Source organism: Amycolatopsis nivea, from assembly GCF_004522235.1.
GTDB classification, from domain to species: domain Bacteria; phylum Actinomycetota; class Actinomycetes; order Mycobacteriales; family Pseudonocardiaceae; genus Amycolatopsis; species Amycolatopsis nivea.
In genome coordinates this window covers 14,835-33,070 of record NZ_SDLT01000022.1, presented here as the reverse complement: position 1 = coordinate 33,070, position 18,236 = coordinate 14,835, and the positions used below count along the sequence as shown (strand labels likewise).

Genomic DNA, 18,236 nt, shown 5'->3' with positions numbered 1-18,236 from the left:
GGCGTCAGCACTGCCAGCACCGTCGCCGCCGAGCGGGCTTCCCGGGCCGACTGGGGGCAGGCTGCCGGGCGGATGCTTCCGGTGGCTCCAGCACTGGCCGATCTCCTCCCCGGAGCCGGATTGCGCCGCGGGAGCGTCGTCGCGGTTCACCACTCCACCTCGCTGCTGTTCGCGTTGCTCGCGGAGGTGACCGCCGCCGGGGCGTGGGCGGCGGTGGTCGGGGCCCCGTCGCTGGGGATTGTCGCGGCGGCCGAGCACGGCGTCGTCGTCTCGCGGCTCGCGTTGGTTCCGCAGCCGGGAGCCGAATACCCGGCGGTGATGGCCGCTTTGCTCGATGGCGTCGACCTCGTCGTCACCGAACCCCGGTCAGTCCGGCCGGACGTCGCGCGGAGGCTTGCGGCTCGGGCTCGGCACCGCGGGGCCGTGCTGCTTTCGCTGGGGCCCTGGCCTTCCGCCGACGTCGAGCTGCACTGCACCCCAGGAACCTGGACCGGAGTGCTCGAGCACGGTGCCGGACACCTCCGTTCCCGTCCGGTCGAAGTACATGCCCGCGGACGCGGTGCAGCAGCGCGGCCTCGGTCGGCATCGGTGCTTCTTCCTGGCCAGGACGGTCGGGTTTCCCGGGGCGAGAAGCGCGTCGCGGCGCGGGAAGAGGCGGTCGGGTGAACCAAAGCGTCCACAAAGGACAGAAGGATCCGCGCCGCCATCCCGTGCGGATGCTGGTCTTGTGGTGCCCGGACTGGCCCGCGGTCGCTGCCGTCGCCGCGGCGGGGAGTGTGCTTACCCAGCCGGCGGCGGTGTTTCACGCTAACCGGGTCGTGGCGTGCACCGCGGTCGCGCGGGCGCGGAACATCCGGCGCGGCATGCGGCGGCGGGAAGCGGAATCCCAGTGTCCTGACCTGGCGGTGTTCGGCGTAGACGAGGCGCGGGACGCACGGTTTTTCGAGAATGTCGCGTCGGCGGTGGAGGAACTGGTCGTCGGGCTGGAAGTGGTGCGGCCCGGGTTGCTCGCGGTTCCTGTCGCGGGGGCGGCCGGGTATTTCGGCGGCGAACCGCAGCTCGCGGAGAAACTGGTGGACCAGGTGGCCGCGGCGGCGGGAGTCGAATGCCAGGTCGGCGTGGCGGAAGGACTGTTCGCGGCGACGCTGGCCGCACGGCAGGGGGCGCTGGTCGAACCTGGGCGGAGCGCCGAATTTCTCGCCCCGTTGCCGGTGACTGAGCTGGACCAGCCGGATGCCGAGCGCGCGGATCTGGTCGGCCTGCTCGTCCGGCTCGGGTTGCGCACGCTCGGCGCCTTCGCCGAACTCGGCGAGCGGGACGTGGCCGCTCGGTTCGGGCGCACCGGCGTGCTCGCGCATCGACTGGCCCGGGGGCTGTCCGACCGGCCGCCGTTGCGCCGCAGTCCGCCGCCGGAACTGTCGCTTGCCGAATCGTTCGATCCAGTGCTTGCCCGGGTGGACGTCGCCGCGTTCATGGCCAAAAAACTCGGCGCGCGGTTCCACGCCGCGCTCGCCGATCGCGGGCTCGCATGCACTCGATTGGGTATATACGCGACAACTGAGAACGGTGAGCAGCTCGGTCGCGTCTGGCGTTGTGCGGAACCACTTACGCCGCAAGGGGTTGCGGACCGGGTCCGGTGGCAGTTCGAGGGCTGGCTCAAGGCCGCGCCCGGCGAACGGCCCACGGCCGGGGTCGCGCGGTTGCGGCTCGAACCGGAAGAGACCGTCGAAGGGAGGTCATTGCAGCTGGGGCTGTGGCGGGGGAGCGATCCCGGTGCCGGTCCAGGCGAGGACGAGGAATTGGCTGCCGAACGGGCCGGCCGTGCGTTCGTGCGGGTGCAAGGTCTGCTCGGTCCGGAGGGCGTGGTCACGCCGCTGCTCGACGGCGGACGCGATCCGGCGAGCCGGGTCCGGCTCATTCCGTGGGGCGATCCGCGGGAACCTGCCGGACCGCCGGACGCCACGTGGCCTGCCCGGTTGCCGTCCCCGTCCCCGGCGACGGTGCTGGAACAACCGTTGCCAGTCCAGGTCATCGACGCGCAAGGACGGCCAGTCGGTCTCACCTCGCGCAAACGGCTGACCGCGCCGCCGCACGGACTGTGCGTCGCGGGCGGGCCGCCCCGGCCGATCACCGGATGGGCCGGTCCGTGGCCTGCCACGTCGGGCCGTCGGTCGACCGGACCGCAGCAAGCCCGGCTGCAACTGCTGCTCGCGGCAGGGGAAAACGAGGCGCCGGAGGCGGTGCTCGTCCTCTGCTCCGGAACGGAAAATCCAGTGTGGACAGTGGAGGGAAGCTACGACTGAACCGAGCTGCCGCGAAACCCGAAAACCCGGTGGAGACAACGAAAGGAATTCGCCCGTGATGGACCACGACCTGCCGGTGCCCCGCGTCCCGGTCGAACCGCCGTGCCCGCTCGACCCGGTGCCGGTCGCACTGCTGATCCCGGAACCCCGCCGATCACCCGAGAACCGGATGGACTGACGATGGGCTGGAACAACCCGCCGGTCCCGTGGAAGGACCTCGCGCGGGCGCTGTCGGGCGGGATGCCGCCCGGCGACCACGGCGACAGTCCCGCGTGGGGACGCAAACGCGAGGGGTACCGCCGCCCCGCCGACATCCCGCCGCCGCGCAGCGACCTGGAAGCCGGGCCGCGAGTGGCGTACGCCGAACTGCACTGCCACTCCAACTTCAGTTTCCTCGACGGTGCCAGCCATCCCGAGGAACTGGTGGAGGAAGCCGCGCGGCTGCGGCTCGACGCGATCGCGCTCACCGATCACGACGGCATGTACGGCGTGGTCCGGTTCGCCGAAGCGGCCAAAGAGCTAGGCGTCGCAACGGTGTTCGGCACTGAGCTGAGCTTCGGGCTGTCCGCGCCGCAAAACGGTGTCGCCGACCCCGAGGGCGAGCACCTCCTGCTGCTGGCTCGCGGCAGCGACGGCTACCGCAGCCTGTGCCGCGCGATTACCGCCGGACAGTTGCGCGGCCACGAAGGCGAAGACGTGGAGCGGGCCGAAAAAGGCCGCCCGATCTACGACTTGGCCGCCGTGGCAGAGGAGGTCGCGGGGAAATGTGCGGTGCTGACCGGCTGCCGCAAGGGATCCGTGCGTTCGGCGTTGGTGCGCGAAGGCGCGGACGCCGCGTTCGCCGAACTGCGCCGGCTGGTCGACCTCTTCGGCCAAACCCAGGTCTATGTCGAATTGATCGACCACGGCCAGCCGCTCGACAGCACGCACAACGACCTGCTGACCGAGATGGCCGGCGAACTCAAGCTGCCCACTGTCGCGACCACCGCCGCGCATTATGCTCGCCCGGAACGAGGCCGGCTCGCGGACGCCGTCGCCGCCATCCGCGCCCGGCGCAGCATCGACGATCTCGAAGGCTGGCTGCCCGGCGACGCCACCGCGTTCTTGCGCTCTGGCAACGAAATGGCGGAGGTTTTCCAGCGATACCCGGGTGCGGTGCAGCGGTCGGCCTTGCTGGGCATGGAATGCGCCTTCCCGTTGGAGCTGCTCGCGCCGGAGCTGCCGCCGTTCGACGTACCGCCTGGCGAGACCGAGACCACGCACCTGCGAAACATCGTCAAGGAGGGCTTCGAGAAGCGCTACTCGGGCAAGGACCACGCGGACAAGGCCTGGCAGCAGATCGAGCACGAGATGGAGGTGATCGAGAAACTCGAGTTCCCCGGGTACTTCCTGATCGTCTGGGACATCGCGCGATTCTGCCGGGACCACGACATTCTGTGCCAGGGAAGAGGTTCCGCGGCCAACTCGGCGGTCTGCTACGCGCTTGAGATCACCAAGGTCGACCCCATCGAGTACCACCTGCTCTTCGAACGGTTCCTCGCGCCCGACCGAGACGGCTATCCGGACATCGACATCGACATCGAGTCCGACCGGCGCGAGGAGGTGATCCAGTACGTCTACGGCAAACACGGCAGGCTCAACGCCGCACAGGTCGCGAACGTGATCACCTACCGCGCCCGCTCCGCGATCCGCGACGCCGCCAGGGCGCTCGGCTACTCGCCGGGCCAGCAGGACGCGTGGAGCAAGCAAATCGACCGCTGGGGAGCCTTGCGCAGCACGGAAAAAGACCACGACCACGACATCCCGAACGACGTCGTGCAGCTCGCCTTCGCCCTCGAAGACTTCCCGCGGCACCTCGGCATCCACTCCGGCGGCATGGTGATGTGCCGGGAACCGGTGAGCCAGGTGTGCCCGGTCGAATGGGCGCGGATGGAAAACCGCAGCGTTCTGCAGTGGGAGAAGGAGGATTGCGCCGCGGTCGGGCTGGTGAAGTTCGATTTGCTCGGGCTCGGCATGCTCTCCGCGTTGCACTACATGCTCGACCTGGTCAAGGAGTACAAGGGCGAGACGATCGATCTCGCCGAACTGGACCTCACTGACGAGAACATCTACGAAATGCTCTGCCGCGCCGACGCGATCGGCGTGTTCCAGGTGGAAAGCCGGGCTCAGCTGGCCACGTTGCCGCGGTTGCGACCGGAGAAATTCTACGACCTGGCCGTGGAAGTCGCGTTGATCCGGCCGGGCCCGATCCAAGGCGGTTCGGTGCACCCGTACATCCGCCGCAAGCAGGGGCGCGAGAAGTGGGATTACGACCATCCGCTGCTGGAGAACGCGCTGGAGAAAACGCTGGGAGTGCCGCTGTTCCAGGAGCAGATGATGCAGATCGCCCTGGACGTCGCGAAATTCACCCCGGCCGAGGCCGACCAGCTTCGGCACGCGATGGGGTCGAAACGGTCGCAGCGGAAGATGGAACGGCTGCACAAACGGTTCCTTGACGGGGCCATCGCCAACGAGGTGGACGCTGAGCTGGCGGAGAAAATCTTCCAGAAGCTCAAGGCGTTCGCCAACTTCGGCTTCCCGGAAAGCCATGCGCTGAGCTTCGCGCATCTGGTGTTCGCGAGCGCGTACTTCAAGCACTACCACCCGGACGCGTTCTGCGCGGGTCTGCTGCGGGCGCAGCCGATGGGGTTCTACTCGCCGCAGTCGCTGGTGGCGGACGCGCGCCGGCACGGCGTCACCACACTCGGCCCGGACATCAACCTGAGCCTCCCGCACGCGACCCTGGAAGCGTTGCCGGACAAGGGGAAACTCCACGCCGTACGCGGCGGGCTCAGCACCGTTCGGATGATCGGCGAAACGCTGGTCAAGGAGATCGTGGCGGAACGGCAGGCGAACGGCCGGTACGAGAGCATGTCCGACCTCGGCAGGCGTGTCCGACTCACCACGCCGCAGCTGGAAGCATTGGCCACCGCGGGTGCATTCAGCGCGTTCGGTCCGGACCGGCGGCAGGCGTTGTGGTCCGCGGGCGCGGTCGCGCAGGACCGGCCGGAAAAACTGCCCGGCACCGGCGTCGGCGTGGACGCGCCGATGCTGCCCGGAATGGACGGGCTCGACGTCGCCGCCGCCGATGTCTGGGCCACCGGGATCTCGCCGGACAGCTATCCGACGGAGTTCATCCGAGACCGCCTCGACGCGCTCGGAGTCATCACCGCCGACAAGCTGCTGGACCGGTCCGACGGGGAACGAGTGCTCGTCGGGGGAGCGGTCACGCACCGCCAGCGGCCGGCGACCGCCGGTGGAGTCACGTTCCTGAACCTCGAGGACGAGACCGGCATGGTGAACGTGATCTGCACACTCGGGCTGTGGCAACGGTTCCACCGGATCGCGCGGGGCAGTTCGGCGCTGCTGGTGCACGGAGTGCTGGAAAAAGCGGACGGCGTCGCGAGCGTGCGCGCGCAGAAACTGGAGCAGCTGAGGCTGCGGATTCCCACGAGATCGCGGGACTTCCGATGACCGGCGGACAGTTCGTGGACACACGCCTTCCGGCGGCTCGCAGCCACCCCGTCGCAAAGCCGGCACCGGGGCGGATGACATCCTGTCCGGGTGACGGAGACCGGCGAGGACTACACCGAAGCACGACTTTCCGGCCAGTGGTGGGAAAAACGCCAGTTCGTGGATTGCGATTTCACCGAAGCGGACCTGCGCGACCTGCGCACCCGCGGCTGCACCTTCGACAACTGCGACTTCACCAAGGTCGATCTCGCCGGTTCGCGGCACGACGCGTCGGCGTTCCGCTCCTGCACGTTCGACCGCTCGGTGCTCGCCGACAGCCGCTGGTCGTCGTGCTCGCTGCTTGGTTCGTCCTTTGTGGACTGTCGCTACACCGGGATCGCGCTGACCGAATGCGATCTGTCGCTCGCGTCGTTCGCGCGCGGCCGGTTGCGGAAACTGGACCTGTCCGGTCTGCGGATGCGGGAAGTGAACCTCAACGAGGCGGATCTGACGGATTCCGACCTGCGGGGCACGGATCTGTCCGGGTCCCGGATGATCGGCACGAAGTTTCCCGGAGCCGACCTGCGCGGTGCGGTGGTCGACGCGAACGGGCTGGTGCAGTCGGACTTGCGCGGCGCGTACGTGGACGTCGAACTGGCGGTGGCGTTCGCCGCGGCCCATGGCTTGGTCGTCAAGTAGCACGGTTCCGGGCACGGAAAAGGGGCGAAGCCCGCTGGCCCCGCCCCTTTTCCGCAGCTTCGGTTTTCTCAGTCGATCGGCGGTTCGCCCGGGTCGAGTTCGATCAGGTCGCCCTCGGCGAGCAGCTCTTCGATGCTCGCCGGAAGCAGGTACGCCGACCCGCCGCCCGGCTGGTTGAACCACGGGATCGCGACCCCGGCCAGGGTTTCGAGCGGCCGCTGCACGCGGTACACGTGGTACGGCCGGTTCACCCACTCCGGCACCAGCGAACGCTCCTCGAACGGGGTGCCCGCCGCGTAGGTCAGGTTGCCGTTCGGGCCGCCGAAGCGGTCCAGTTCGCTGCCCGCGGGCAGTTCGCGCAGTTCCTTGCCGCGGAACAGGGTCAGCGGCGGTTCCCCGGACAGCGGCGCGATCGGCCACTGCCCGCTGCCGCCGGTTCCGTTGGCGCGCACCGGTTCCTCGCGCCGCACCGGCGGTTCCCGCCGCGGCGGCGGGCTGACCGGCGGAGCGACCTGGGTGGGCGGCGCGCTGACCGGCGAGGCGATCTGCGTCGGCGGGGCGCTGACCGGGGGAGCCACCTGGGTCGGGGGGCTCACCGGTGCCGCGACCTGCGTCGGCGGAGCGGGCGGCGGGGTCTGCCGGGCAGGCGGTTCGTCGTCGGCCAGCAGCTGATCGGCGGGCGTGAACGCGGTCTGCTCCTGCGGCGGCACGTTCTCGCGCGGCCGGACCGGGAACGAGCCCGTCGCGACCTCCGGCGACAACGTCGCCACCACGGGCGGCTTCGGCGCGTCCGCGACTGGCTGCTCAGCCGGTGCGGGGGCTTCCGCCGCGACATACCCGTCGGGGTACAGCAGCACCTTGCCGAGCATGAACGCCGCGGCGTCCTCCGCGTCGCCGAACACCGCCGGGTTGATCAGCTCGCCGTCGTACCAGCCGACGCGCCAGCCTTCGCCCACCTGCTCGACGCTCCAGCCGCGTTCGGTGGGGCCGCCGAGCCGGTACGCGGCCTCGGGCACGTCCAGTTCGTCGAGCTTCGCCTGCAGTTCGGCCAGCTCCGGCTGAGCGGGCTGCTCCCGCCGCGCGACCGGGGCCGGTTCGGCCTGCTCCCGAGCCGCGCGCCGCCCGCCGGACGGCGGCGGAACCGGCATCTCCGGCACCGGAAGCCCGCCGGGGATCTCGGACCCCGGCATGATCATCGCGGTCGGAGGGCCCGCGTCGTACTCGGCCTCGCGACGGTTGTCGTCCTCGAAACCATTGGAGTGCGTGAACAGTTCGGCACGCTGCTCGTCGTCGTCTCGGGACGGCTCGTTGCCGTGCGTGAAGAGCACCGGCTCTTCACTCTCGACGTCGACCGGCCGGTGAACGTCGGTGTCGTCCTCGTCGTCCGGGTGACCCGGGCCGGTGCCGTTGCGGCTCGGGACCAGGTCATGGTGGACCTCGGTGTGGTCTTCGTCGTCGTAGTGGCCGTCGTCGTAGCGGTCGTACTGCCCGCCGTCGAAGTCCTGCTCGAAGGGCGGCTCCGCAGGACGCTCCGGCGCGGTGCCGTGGCGGCCCTCGGCCTCCTTCTCCCGGCTCCGACCGTGCGCGGCAGCGGCAAGCCCGGCCGCGGCCAGCCCGCCTGCCGCGGCGACCCCGGCCGCAGCCGCGCCGACGTGACTGCCGCGCTCGTCCGCGGGTTCGGCCTGGCTGTCCGGTTCGGCGCTGCGCCGCCCGCCGTCCTCGGCGTTCAGCCGCACGTCTTCCCGGCGGCTGTCGTCCGCTTCGGCGTCCGGCTGGGCTCGCCGACGGCCACCCTCCTGGTCACGGCTGTCGTCCGGTGCCGCGCCGCGCCGACCTGCGTCCGGCTCAGCGTTGTGCCGGTTCGGGGCGGCGGGTTCGTCGGCGGAGTTGTCCGCTCCGATGAGGCCGTCGGCGCCGATGAGGCCATCCGCGCCGACCAGGCCGTCCTCCGTGTTCGGAGCAGCGGGCTGCTCAAACGCGCCGACGCCGGGAACCTTGCTCCCGTGCGCGTCGAGGTGGTCGTCGTACCCGTGGGCGTCGTCGTAATCGGCCGCGTCGCGGTTGCGGTCATCGACGTGGTGCGCGGGTTCGTCGTAACCCGCTTCGTCATGACCGTGCTGACCGGCTTCGTCGTACCCCTGCTCGGCGTAGGCACCGGCCTCGTGAGATGCGGCGTCCTCGTACCCGTGCTGGTCGTACGGCTCTGCGTCGTATCCACCGTGCGGTGCGTGGTCGTAGTCGCCGTGGGCGGACTCGTCGTAACCCTCGTCGTGCTGGTCATAACCATCGGCGTGGGCGCGCTGGCCTTCGCCGCGGTCGTAGTCCTCCGGGTAACCGGCTGCCTGGTCGTAGCCAGCGTTGGCGTGCCCCTGCTGGTCGTAGCCGTCGGCGTCGTGGGCTTGGTCGTCGTAGCCGGCCGCGTCGGGGTGCTCGTCGTAACCAGCTTCGTGCGGGTGCTCAGCACGAGTGCCGCTCGCGGCGGCGCCCGCCACGCCCGCTGCTCCTGCCGCCGCGGCGGCTACGCCCAGTCCGTGCGACCCGCCGGGGCTGTCCTGCCCGGACCCTCGCGTGTCCGATGTGCCCGGACCCTGCGGACCAGGCCTCTCACGCCTGTCCGAGGCGCCGCGGTTGGGCTCGAAGTGCTCTTCCGGGCCGCCGCGGTCGTCGAAACCGTGGCCGTCCGTTGCGTCGGGACCGGCGAATTCCTCGGCCGGGTGGAAGCTGTCCGCTCGGCCGGGATCGCGGCTGTCGAACTCGTCAGCCGGGCCGCGCCGATCGGGACCGGGGCCGCCTGGGCCGCCGGCCGCGCCGGGCCTGCGGGAGCCGGGGCCGTCGAACTCGTCCGCCGAGTCGAAGCCGGGAGCGTCCGATCCGCCGGGCCTGCGGAATTCCTCGGCCGGATGGAAAGCGCCCTCCGGTTGGTCGGCCGCGCCGGGCCTGCCGAACTCGTCAGCGGGGTGGATGCCCTCCGGGCCACCGGCTGCTTCGTGGCCGCCGAAGTCGTCGGCTGGGCGGAAGGTGCCCTCTGGCCGGTCGGCTGCGCCGGGCCTGTTGAAGTTGTCGTCGGGGTGGAAGGCGCCTTCTGGCCGGTCGGCTGCGCCAGACCCGCTGAAGTCTTCGGACGGGCGGAAGGTGCCTTCTGGCCGGTCCGCAGGGCCAGGCCTGCTGAAGTTGTCGTCGGGGTGGAAGTTGTCCGGTCGGCCGGAGTCGCGGTTGTCGAACTCGTCGGCTGGGCCGCGTCGGTCGGGGCCGGGCGCACCCGGTCCGGGCCTGCCGGAACCGGGGTCGCTGAAGTCGTCGGCTGGGTGGAAGTTGTCGTGGCTTCCTGGTCCAGACTCGCCTGCCGCGCCGAGTGCGGCCGCTCCCAGACCGGCCGCGCCGAGTCCGGCGGCGGCTGCTCCGACTCCGGCTGCGCCATGGCCACCAGAGCCGGGGCCGTCAGCGCTGGGGCTGCCGGAACCAGGTTCGTTGGCGTCGAATCCGCCGGGGCCGCCCGAAGTCGGTCCGCCGACTCCGTTCGGACCGCCAGGCCCACCGGCGCTGCCTGCGCCGCCAGGGCCGTTAGGTCCGCCGGGGCCGCCCGTTGCGCCAGCACCGACTGGCCCACCAGCCGCGCCAGGACCACCGGGACCAGTAGCGCCCGAGCCGGGGCCGCCAGGACCGCCGGAACCGGGACCACTCGCGCCAGGCCCGCCCGCGCCGGGAGCTCCGGCACCAGGCCCGCCCACACCAGGACCACTAGCGCCAGGACCGCCTGCCCCGGGGCCACCAGCGCCAGGTCCGCCCGAGCCAGGACCGCCAGCACCGGGACCACCCGCACTAGGAGCACCGGCACCGGGACCACCAGCGCCAGGTCCGCCGGGAGCGGGTCGCTGCTGCGGAGTCTGGCTCCCGCGAGTCAGATACGCCGCCGCGCCCTGCAGGGTCAGCTCATCCACCTGCGGAAGCTGGAACGCGTTCGCCCGGATGTGCTCGATCAGGTCCGCTTCCGGCGAGACGCCGTACGTGCGGAGATAGAAGTTGACCGCGGCCGGCCAGATCCAGTGGCCGTCGCTGTGGAAGGCGACGGGGACCGTCGCTTCGGGGGTCTGGGCGAGACGGTCGATGTCGTAGCCGCGGTCCTGGACCACGACGGGGGCGTGGTCCAGGTAGTCCAGCAGCCGGTCTTGCTCGTCGACGTCCAGGTCAGGGCGGTTGATCACCGGGCGGCCTGCCGGGCCGATGGTGTCGAAGATCCGGGCGATGCGGAAGTGCGGTCCGGGCTGTTCCGGGCCGAGGCCGGACATCCGGCGGATCAGCCACTCGGGGACGTTCTCCTCGGTGCGCGGGAACATGCGCAGCTCGTCGGAGTACGCCTGCGGCGGCGGGGCGAGGTGCCAGCCGGGCTCGTCGCGGTTGTATTCGAGGTTGTAGCTGGAGGGGTGGTCCAGCTGGTAGCGCGCGTTGAACCAGGTGCCGCGGCCGTCGCGGTACATGCCCGCGCGGAGTCTTCCGAACAGGGTCGCGATGTCGTGCGTCGCGATCCATTCCTGTGCGGAGCCGTCCTCGAGCACGATCTCGCCGGTCAGCTCGTGGTACCTGCCGACGGCTCGGTACTCCGCGGAGACTTTGCGCCAGTCGCGCGGGGCGGCGCGCAGCAGGGCCAGTCCGATCTGCTTGACCAGAGTGTCCTGCTCCGTCGCGTTCAGCTGCGTCGTCGGTTGTGCCACAGAGAACATTTTGACTGTTCGCGCGCACGAACGCACCCCGCATAGGGCTTTTGCCACCCTCAGGCCGGTGGACGAGCCCGCTGACCTCGACGGACGCGATATGGCACGGGTCACACGCCTGGGTGGGTGATGCGGCGGAGCCCCTCCAGCTTAAGACCCGGGACGGCTGATTCGACGGAAGACGCGCGGGCCGATCGGGTGGTGTCGCGGACACACAGAGTGCAGAACCCACTCCTGACCGGCAGTCTCCGGCGGCTCTGCGACAATGGCCGCCGTGACGGCGAAGATTCTCGACGGCAAGGCCACGAAGAACGCCATTTTCGCAGAGCTGCGCCCCCGCGTGGCCGCGCTCGCAGAGAAGGGGATCACCCCTGGGCTGGGCACGGTGCTGGTCGGCGACGACCCCGGTTCCCACTCCTACGTGAAGATGAAGCACGCGGACAGCGCGAAGATCGGCGTCAACTCGATCCGCCGCGACCTGCCCGCGGACATCTCCCAGGAGAAGCTCGAGGCCGTAATCGACGAGCTGAACGCGGACCCGGCCTGCCACGGCTACCTCGTCCAGCTGCCGCTGCCGAAGCACCTCGACGCGAACCGCGTCCTGGAGCGCATCGACCCGGAGAAGGACGCCGACGGACTCGCGCCGATCAGCCTCGGCCGGCTCGTGCTCGGCGAAGCGGGCGCGCTGCCGTGCACCCCTTACGGGATCATCGAGCTGCTCAAGCGGCACGGCGTTGAGCTGAACGGCGCGCAGGTCACCGTGGTCGGCCGCGGGATCACCGTCGGCCGCACGCTCGGTCTGCTGCTCACCCGGCGCAGCGAAAACTCCACCGTCACGCTTTGCCACACCGGCACCCGTGACCTCGCCGCCGAGGTGCGCCGCGCGGACATCGTGATCGCCGCGGCGGGCGTGCCCGGGATCATCAAGCCGGACATGGTCAAGCCCGGCGCGGCGGTGCTGGACGTCGGCGTTTCGCACGTCGAGGGCAAGCTCACCGGCGACGTCGACCCGGCGGTCGCCGAGGTGGCCGGCTGGCTGTCGCCGAACCCCGGCGGCGTGGGCCCGATGACGCGGGCGATGCTGGTCACGAACGTGGTCGAGGCTGCGGAACGCGCGGCCGCCCGCTGATGGCGATGACCGGGCAACGGCACCGCGGCGATCGTCCCTGGCTAGTCCACGTGCCGTTCGCGGTGATCATGCTGCTGCTGGCGGCGGCTGTGGTGCGGGCGCTGCAGTACCACTGGCGCGAGGGCGCGGCGCTGGTCGGCGTGGCTTTGTTAGTGGCCGGGGTGCTGCGCGCGGTGCTGCCGGAGGAGCGCGCCGGACTGCTCGCGATCCGCGGCAAGGCCGTCGACATCCTCACCTACGGCGCGTTGTGCGCCGCAGTGCTCTACATCTCGCTGTCGATCGTCGGCGGCCCGTTCGACGCCTCCTCCTAAGCGAGCACCGTCAGGACGCGAGCGCGAGTTCTTTCTCGACTCGCGCTTCGCGGCGGGCCGACCCAGTTCGGGGCCAAGTAGGCCGAGTCCGCCTGCGATGACGAGGCCGCCGAGGTAGGCGCCGATCGTTGAACGCGGACTGCACCGCCGCCGAGACCGCGACGGCGTGCCGCCCGCCTCCTCCTGAGCGAGCGCGGTCAGGACGCGAGCGCGAGTTCTTTCTGGACTCGCGCCTCGCGGCGGTCCAGCAGCCCGGACACTGCGGCGATGGATACGCCGAGGACGGCGAGCAGTGAGCCGACCCAGTTCGGGGCCAGCAGGCCGAGTCCGCCTGCGATGACGAGGCCGCCGAGGTAGGCGCCGATTGAGTTGGCGATGTTGAACGCGGACTGCACCGCGGCCGAGACCAGCGACGGAGTGCCGCCCGCCTTCTCCATGATCCGGGCCTGCATCATCGGGCCGATCATGAAGCCCGCGACACCCACGAAGAAGATCGTGACCGCCGCGCCGACCTTGCCCTGTGCGGTCACGGTGAAGATCGCGAGCACGGTCGCGAGAGCGAGCAGCGCGACGTACAGGCTCGGCATCAGCGCCTTGTCCGCGAGCCGTCCGCCGAGGTAGTTGCCGATCGTCATGCCGACCCCGGCCAGCGAAAGCAGCACCGTGACATTGGCGGGCGAGTAGCCGGCGACGTCGGTCAGCATCGGCGCGATGTAGGACATGCAGGCGAAGACGCCGCCGAGCCCGAACATCACGATCGCCAGCGCCAGCCACACCTGCGGGCGGCGGAACGCGCCGAGTTCGCCGCGGATCGACGGGTCGGCCGGGCGGCCCTGGTGCGGCACCAGTTTCGCGATGGCGGCAATGGCGAGCAGACCGATCACCGCGACGACGCCGAACGTCGCGCGCCAGCCGACCTGCTGGCCGAGCAGCGTGCCGAGCGGGACGCCGATGACGTTCGCCAGCGTCAGGCCCATGAACATCATCGACACGGCCTTCGCGCGCTGGCCCGGCTGGGCGAGGCTGGACGCGACGACCGCGCCCGCGCCGAAGAACGCGCCGTGCGGCAGGCCGGCGAGGAACCGGAACGCGATGCCGAAGTCCTGGTTCGGCGAGAGCGCGAACAGCGCGTTGCCGACCGTGAACAGACCCATCATCGCCAGCAGCATGGTTTTGCGCGGCAACCGGACGGCCAGCGCGGTGAGCAGCGGCGCGCCGATCACCACGCCGAGCGCGTACGCGGAGATGAAGTAGCCCGCGGACGGGATGTCGATGTGGAAGTCCGCGGCGGTCAGAGGCAGCACACCCATCATCACGAACTCGGTGGTACCGATGCCGAAGGCACCGACTGCGAGCGCGAGCAACGCGACGGGCACGGCTCTCCCTTCCTGGAGAAAACGATTGCTCAGCGCCTGGAGACCAGGCTTCTGAAGCGCTTTAGAACGAGGGCAAAAAACTAGACAGCCCCGACGTCGTCGTGCTGTCTCGCTCTAGTTGAACCGATGGAGGGCGGCCTTGTCATCCCGGTATTCGGGTGAGGCCCGCCACGTAGCGCGACCGGTCAGCGGGGCGCGGCCAACACGCCGTCGAGCAGGCCGGGGAACAGTGCGTCGAGATCGTTGCGGCGCAACGAGTTGTACCGGGTCGTGCCTTCCTGGCGGCCGACGATCACCCCGGCCTGGCGCAGGGTCGCGAGGTGATGGGTGAGTGTGGACTTGGTCACCGGCACCTCGAAACCGCTGCACGAGATCTCCGTTTCGGAGTTCGCCAGCTGCCGGACCATCGCCAGCCTGACCGGGTCGGCCAGCGCGCGCAGCACCGCTTCGACCGTGATCTCGTCGCGGTCGGGATAGGCGAGCGGCGGCAGGGGCACAGAGGCGGGCATGCGTCCATAGTACGACGACTGTCGAAATTGTCGGCGGGTCCGTGTACGGTCGTCATCGAACTACGACGTTCGTCGAACTATCCGTTCAGGTTTCCTTGGGGGAACATTCATGTCCAGCGTCTCGTCCTCGGCGGCGGCCCGGAACTCGGTGCTCGCGTTCGGGGCCTTCGGCGTCGGCACCAGCGGCTACATCGTGGCCGGGCTGTTGCCGGCGCTCACCTCCGAGCTGCACATCTCCGCGACGGCCGCAGCGCAGCTCGTCACCTCGTTCGCCATCGCGTACGCGGTGGGCTCGCCGTTGTTCGCCGCCGCCACCGGCCGGTGGGAACGGCGCACGCTGCTGGTCGCCGCGCTCGCGGTGGCCGCGGTCGGGAACGTCTTCGCGGCCGTCGCGCCGGGGTACACCACGCTGCTCATCGCGCGGGTCGTCACGGCGATCGGGGCCGCCGTCTACACCCCGGCCGCCACGGCCGTCGCGGCTGAACTGACCACGCCGGAACGTCGCGGACGAGCTGTGTCGCTGGTGTTCGGGGGACTCACCATCGCGTTGATCTTCGGCGTTCCGCTGGGCAGCGTGATCTCCCAGCAGTTCGGCTACGAGGGCGCGTTTCTGTTCGTCGGCATCCTTTCGCTGCTCGGTGCGATCGGCGTGCAGGTCGCGTTGCCGAAGGTCGCGCCGCCGCCGGTGGTCGGGCTCGCCGAGCGGTTCGCGGTCGCACGGGACAAGCGGGTGGTCGCGCTACTGGTCACCACCACGCTCGCCTGCCTCGCTGCGTTCATGGTCTACACGCTGGTGTCGCCGGTGCTGTCCGCGACCGCGGGCGTTTCCGGCGGGACGATCACGGTGCTGCTGTTCTGCTACGGCATCGGCGGCGCGATCGGCAACTTCGCCGGCGGCCGCGCGGCCGACCGGTGGGGTGCGCGCAAGCCGCTGCTGATCGTGCTCATCGGGTTCACCGCCGTGATGGTGCTGCTGCCGTTCACCGCGACGACCGTCGTCGGGGCCGGGATCACGTTGTTCGTGTGGGGCTTGGCGAACTGGTCGTTCAGTCCGCCGTTGCAGCACCGGCTCATCGAGTTGTCGCCGGGGCACGCCGGGCTTGCGCTGTCGCTCAACGCGTCGGCGATCTACCTGGGTGTCGGGCTGTCCGGCGTTGTCGGCGGCGCGGTGCTGACCTCGGCCGGGCCGACCGTCCTGCCGGAGATCGCCGCGATCCTCGCCGCCGCGGCGATGCTGGTGGTCGTGTTCTTCTGGGGCGCGCGGAAGCGGGCTGAGGTCCGCGAAGAGGTCGCGGTCTGAGAAGCTGCCGGGCGTGGCAGAGGTACTGGAAACCGTGCCCGGGCACGGCGGCGAACTGGTGCTGCGGCGCGACGGCGCCGAGTTCGAGGTGATCGAAAACGGGATGTTCCTGATGGACACCCGCAACGGCGAGTCGGAACGGCTGCTCGTGACCGGAGCGGCCGACCGGCTCGCACCCGGCGCCCGAGTGCTGATCGGCGGCCTCGGCGTCGGGTTCTCGCTGCGTGCCGCGCTGGACCACAGTGTGGTTTCCGAGGTCGTGGTCGTGGAACGCGAACCTGCCGTGATCGCCTGGAACCGCACCGGTCCGCTGCGCGAGGTGCACGGCGCGGCGCTGGCCGACCCGCGGGTGACGGTGGTCGAGGCGGACCTGCTGGAGTGGCTGCGGACGACGAGCGAGACGTTCGACGCGCTGTGCCTGGACATCGACAACGGTCCAGAGTGGACGGTCACCGAGGGGAATGCGTCGCTGTACGCGGCTTCCGGCCTGGAGCGGTTGTCTCAGCTGCTGCGCCCAGACGGGGTGCTGGCGGTGTGGAGCGCGGGCGCGGCACCGGGGTTCACGGCTCGCCTGCGGGAGCGGTTCGCCGAGGTGGACGTGGTGGAGATTCCGGTGCCGCGCGGGGAACCGGACGTGGTCTGGTTCGCGCGAGGCTGAGTCAGACGGCCTGACGAGTCATGGCCAGGTTGCACGCAGGCTGTGCGCACCGACTGCGTATGCGCGCGGGCCGCCACGTGCTACGGCCCGGTGGATCGCTTGCCGATGCTGCTCGAATCGAGCCACCATGTCGTCGACCCTGAGGCGTTGGTTGTCGAGATAGAAAAGAACCCCGCCGTACGTCTCCAGCGGTGCGCGTTCCGTGTCACGACCTTTGATCCGGCCGTCTTTGCACAATGGCGACCATCCCCGGGCCAGGCCGTAGTCCAGCCAGTCCTCGTCGGCGACGTGTTGGGCATCGTCCGGGAAGTGCGCGGCTGCTCGGTGCACGATCCAGCCGAGGTCGGTCAGCTCTTCGGCCAGCCTTCGTCCTAGCCCTCGATCGAGGAAAAACTCAGGCGGCACGGCCTACTCTGCAGATCGCTTCGACCTGTTCCGAAGTGAGACCGTATTCGTAAGCGACGTCGGTGAAGGATTCGCCGGCCAGCCAAAGATCGACGACGGCGTCGACCGGTACCTTCGTCGACTCGACAACGGGCGTGCCCCATCCGAACCGTGGGTCGATCACCACCGGTGCCACATCGGGGTACTGCCGGAGGCGCAGGCTTCCGGCGAAACCGTCCGCAGCGTCCCATTCAATGAAATGCAGGTAATCGTTGATGATCTCGCGGAACGGTCGCTGACCATCTCCGACGCGCGCGAGGTCCCCGTCCGCGTAGTGGAGGAAGATGTCCACTCCGTCGGTTGCGATCTGCTTCGTCGCCAGTGCATACGGCGTGTGAAACGACCGACGAACCTCAGCAGCGGCGTCACGGATCTTTCGTTTGGTCAGTCCGAGATCGCGCAGCGCTCGAAGCACGTAGGCCTCGATCACGGCGACAAACGGAACTGACGGCCTGCCATGTCGTTCCGGTTCGACTCGGTGCACCAGCGGCGTACCGTCTGCCTTCTCGCCGAGCCAGTAGTACATGGTGGACTGAGGAATCTGCAGGTGCCGAGCCACTTCTTTGGGAGTCAGCAGCGGATCGGCGAACTTGTCGACCACGGCCCCTCCTTCATGATGTGGATTCGTCCTCGACACAGCCCACTGTATCGGTTCGCCCAGTTGCCGGGCGGCTCAAGATCCGCGTGTTCGCGCGAGGCTGAGTCAGTTCGCCTTAGCCGCGGCCTTCGCGGCCTTCTTGAACGCGCGCACCTCGCCCAGCGTCTTGGCGTCCGTCACGTCCGCAATGGACCGGCGGGAGCCGCGGTCGCCGTATGCGCCTGCGGCTTCGCGCCAGCCCTTCGGGGCGACGCCGCGCTGTTTGCCCAGCAGTGCTAGGAAGATTTTCGCCTTCTGCTCGCCGAAACCGGGCAGTGCCTTGAGCCGCTTCAGCACCTCTTCGCCGTCCGGCTTGGGGCGGCCGTCCAGCCAGATGCCTTCGGTGCGGCCGTCGTAGTTCTCGATGATGTGCAGCGCCAGCGCGTGCACCCGGCGGGCCATCGAGCCGCCGTAGCGGTGGATCGCGGGCGGGACGACGCACATCTCGACGAATGCCTCGACGTCGGTGGCGGCGATCTTCTGCAGCGAGAAGCCGTCCATCCGGTCGGCGATCTTCCGCGGGCCCGCGAAGGCGTGCTCCATCGGGTACTGCTGGTCCAGCAGCATCCCGGTGAGCAGGGCGAACGGGTCGTCGTTGAGCAGCTTGTCGGCCGCCGGGTCGCCGGTCAGGTGCAGTTCGCGCAGCATGGGGCCATCTTCGCACAAACC

Annotated in this window: 15 protein-coding genes and 1 pseudogene; 9 read left to right on the top strand and 7 right to left on the bottom strand. The window is 70.0% G+C overall.

The window, feature by feature from the left end; translation table 11 throughout:
• Positions 1-72 precede the first annotated feature (72 nt).
• The 5 genes from imuA' (at position 73) to EIZ44_RS24515 (ending at position 6,494) form a co-directional block, all read left to right on the top strand.
• Positions 73-666, top strand: coding sequence for a DnaE2-dependent mutagenesis accessory factor ImuA' (gene imuA', locus EIZ44_RS24530; protein ID WP_134731440.1), 594 nt, complete (start codon positions 73-75; stop codon positions 664-666).
• A 50-nt stretch (positions 667-716) separates the two neighbouring features.
• Positions 717-2,303: a DNA polymerase Y family protein gene (locus tag EIZ44_RS24525; protein ID WP_167754267.1), complete on the top strand. Its 1,587-nt coding sequence runs from the start codon at positions 717-719 to the stop codon at positions 2,301-2,303.
• A gap of 55 nt (positions 2,304-2,358) precedes the next feature.
• Positions 2,359-2,481 carry a hypothetical protein gene (locus EIZ44_RS45970; RefSeq protein WP_276323746.1) on the top strand — a complete coding sequence of 41 codons (123 nt, stop codon included), beginning with the start codon at positions 2,359-2,361 and terminating at the stop codon, positions 2,479-2,481.
• A 2-nt stretch (positions 2,482-2,483) separates the two neighbouring features.
• Positions 2,484-5,816 (top strand): error-prone DNA polymerase, encoded by a 3,333-nt coding sequence (locus tag EIZ44_RS24520; protein ID WP_134731438.1) that lies wholly within the window; start codon positions 2,484-2,486, stop codon positions 5,814-5,816.
• Between the two features lie 90 nt (positions 5,817-5,906).
• The gene (locus EIZ44_RS24515; RefSeq protein WP_037816173.1) at positions 5,907-6,494 is read left to right on the top strand and encodes a pentapeptide repeat-containing protein; all 588 of its coding nucleotides are present in this window, start codon (positions 5,907-5,909) and stop codon (positions 6,492-6,494) included.
• Positions 6,495-6,562: 68 nt separating this feature from the next.
• Here the strand turns inward: EIZ44_RS24515 and EIZ44_RS45625 are convergent, their stop codons facing one another.
• Positions 6,563-11,212, bottom strand: a complete 4,650-nt coding sequence (locus EIZ44_RS45625; protein ID WP_240691397.1) for a TNT domain-containing protein — start codon at positions 11,210-11,212, stop codon at positions 6,563-6,565.
• 265 nt (positions 11,213-11,477) lie between these two features.
• Here EIZ44_RS45625 and EIZ44_RS24500 point away from each other — a divergent pair, with 265 nt between their 5' ends.
• Both EIZ44_RS24500 and EIZ44_RS24495 read left to right on the top strand, forming a co-directional pair.
• Positions 11,478-12,332: a bifunctional methylenetetrahydrofolate dehydrogenase/methenyltetrahydrofolate cyclohydrolase gene (locus tag EIZ44_RS24500; RefSeq protein ID WP_037816426.1), complete on the top strand. Its 855-nt coding sequence runs from the start codon at positions 11,478-11,480 to the stop codon at positions 12,330-12,332.
• Positions 12,332-12,643 carry a DUF3017 domain-containing protein gene (locus EIZ44_RS24495; RefSeq protein ID WP_134731436.1) on the top strand — a complete coding sequence of 104 codons (312 nt, stop codon included), beginning with the start codon at positions 12,332-12,334 and terminating at the stop codon, positions 12,641-12,643. The genes EIZ44_RS24500 and EIZ44_RS24495 overlap by 1 nt, the downstream gene beginning before the upstream one ends.
• Before the next feature lie 56 nt (positions 12,644-12,699).
• Here the strand turns inward: EIZ44_RS24495 and EIZ44_RS46295 are convergent.
• From EIZ44_RS46295 to EIZ44_RS24485, 3 genes and pseudogenes are all read right to left on the bottom strand, one after another.
• Positions 12,700-12,829 (bottom strand): annotated as a pseudogene (locus tag EIZ44_RS46295) (MFS transporter); the annotation flags it as partial.
• Positions 12,830-12,840: 11 nt separating this feature from the next.
• The gene (locus EIZ44_RS24490) at positions 12,841-14,019 is read right to left on the bottom strand and encodes an MFS transporter (protein WP_043835162.1); all 1,179 of its coding nucleotides are present in this window, start codon (positions 14,017-14,019) and stop codon (positions 12,841-12,843) included.
• Positions 14,020-14,204: 185 nt separating this feature from the next.
• The gene (locus EIZ44_RS24485; protein ID WP_134731434.1) at positions 14,205-14,528 is read right to left on the bottom strand and encodes an ArsR/SmtB family transcription factor; all 324 of its coding nucleotides are present in this window, start codon (positions 14,526-14,528) and stop codon (positions 14,205-14,207) included.
• Between the two features lie 109 nt (positions 14,529-14,637).
• Here EIZ44_RS24485 and EIZ44_RS24480 point away from each other — a divergent pair, with 109 nt between their 5' ends.
• Positions 14,638-15,828 (top strand): MFS transporter, encoded by a 1,191-nt coding sequence (locus EIZ44_RS24480; protein ID WP_134731432.1) that lies wholly within the window; start codon positions 14,638-14,640, stop codon positions 15,826-15,828.
• A 13-nt stretch (positions 15,829-15,841) separates the two neighbouring features.
• Positions 15,842-16,486, top strand: coding sequence for a spermine/spermidine synthase domain-containing protein (locus EIZ44_RS24475; RefSeq protein ID WP_134731430.1), 645 nt, complete (start codon positions 15,842-15,844; stop codon positions 16,484-16,486).
• Positions 16,487-16,504: 18 nt separating this feature from the next.
• Here EIZ44_RS24475 and EIZ44_RS24470 read toward each other — a convergent pair whose 3' ends face one another.
• The 3 genes from EIZ44_RS24470 to EIZ44_RS24460 form a co-directional block, all read right to left on the bottom strand.
• Positions 16,505-16,891, bottom strand: coding sequence for a PIN-like domain-containing protein (locus EIZ44_RS24470; RefSeq protein WP_078870583.1), 387 nt, complete (start codon positions 16,889-16,891; stop codon positions 16,505-16,507).
• The gene (locus EIZ44_RS24465) at positions 16,881-17,531 is read right to left on the bottom strand and encodes a DUF433 domain-containing protein (RefSeq protein ID WP_037816166.1); all 651 of its coding nucleotides are present in this window, start codon (positions 17,529-17,531) and stop codon (positions 16,881-16,883) included. Before EIZ44_RS24465 ends, EIZ44_RS24470 begins: the two co-directional genes overlap by 11 nt.
• 102 nt (positions 17,532-17,633) lie before the next feature.
• Positions 17,634-18,215 (bottom strand): HhH-GPD-type base excision DNA repair protein, encoded by a 582-nt coding sequence (locus tag EIZ44_RS24460; protein ID WP_037816165.1) that lies wholly within the window; start codon positions 18,213-18,215, stop codon positions 17,634-17,636.
• Between the last annotated feature and the right edge of the window lie 21 nt (positions 18,216-18,236).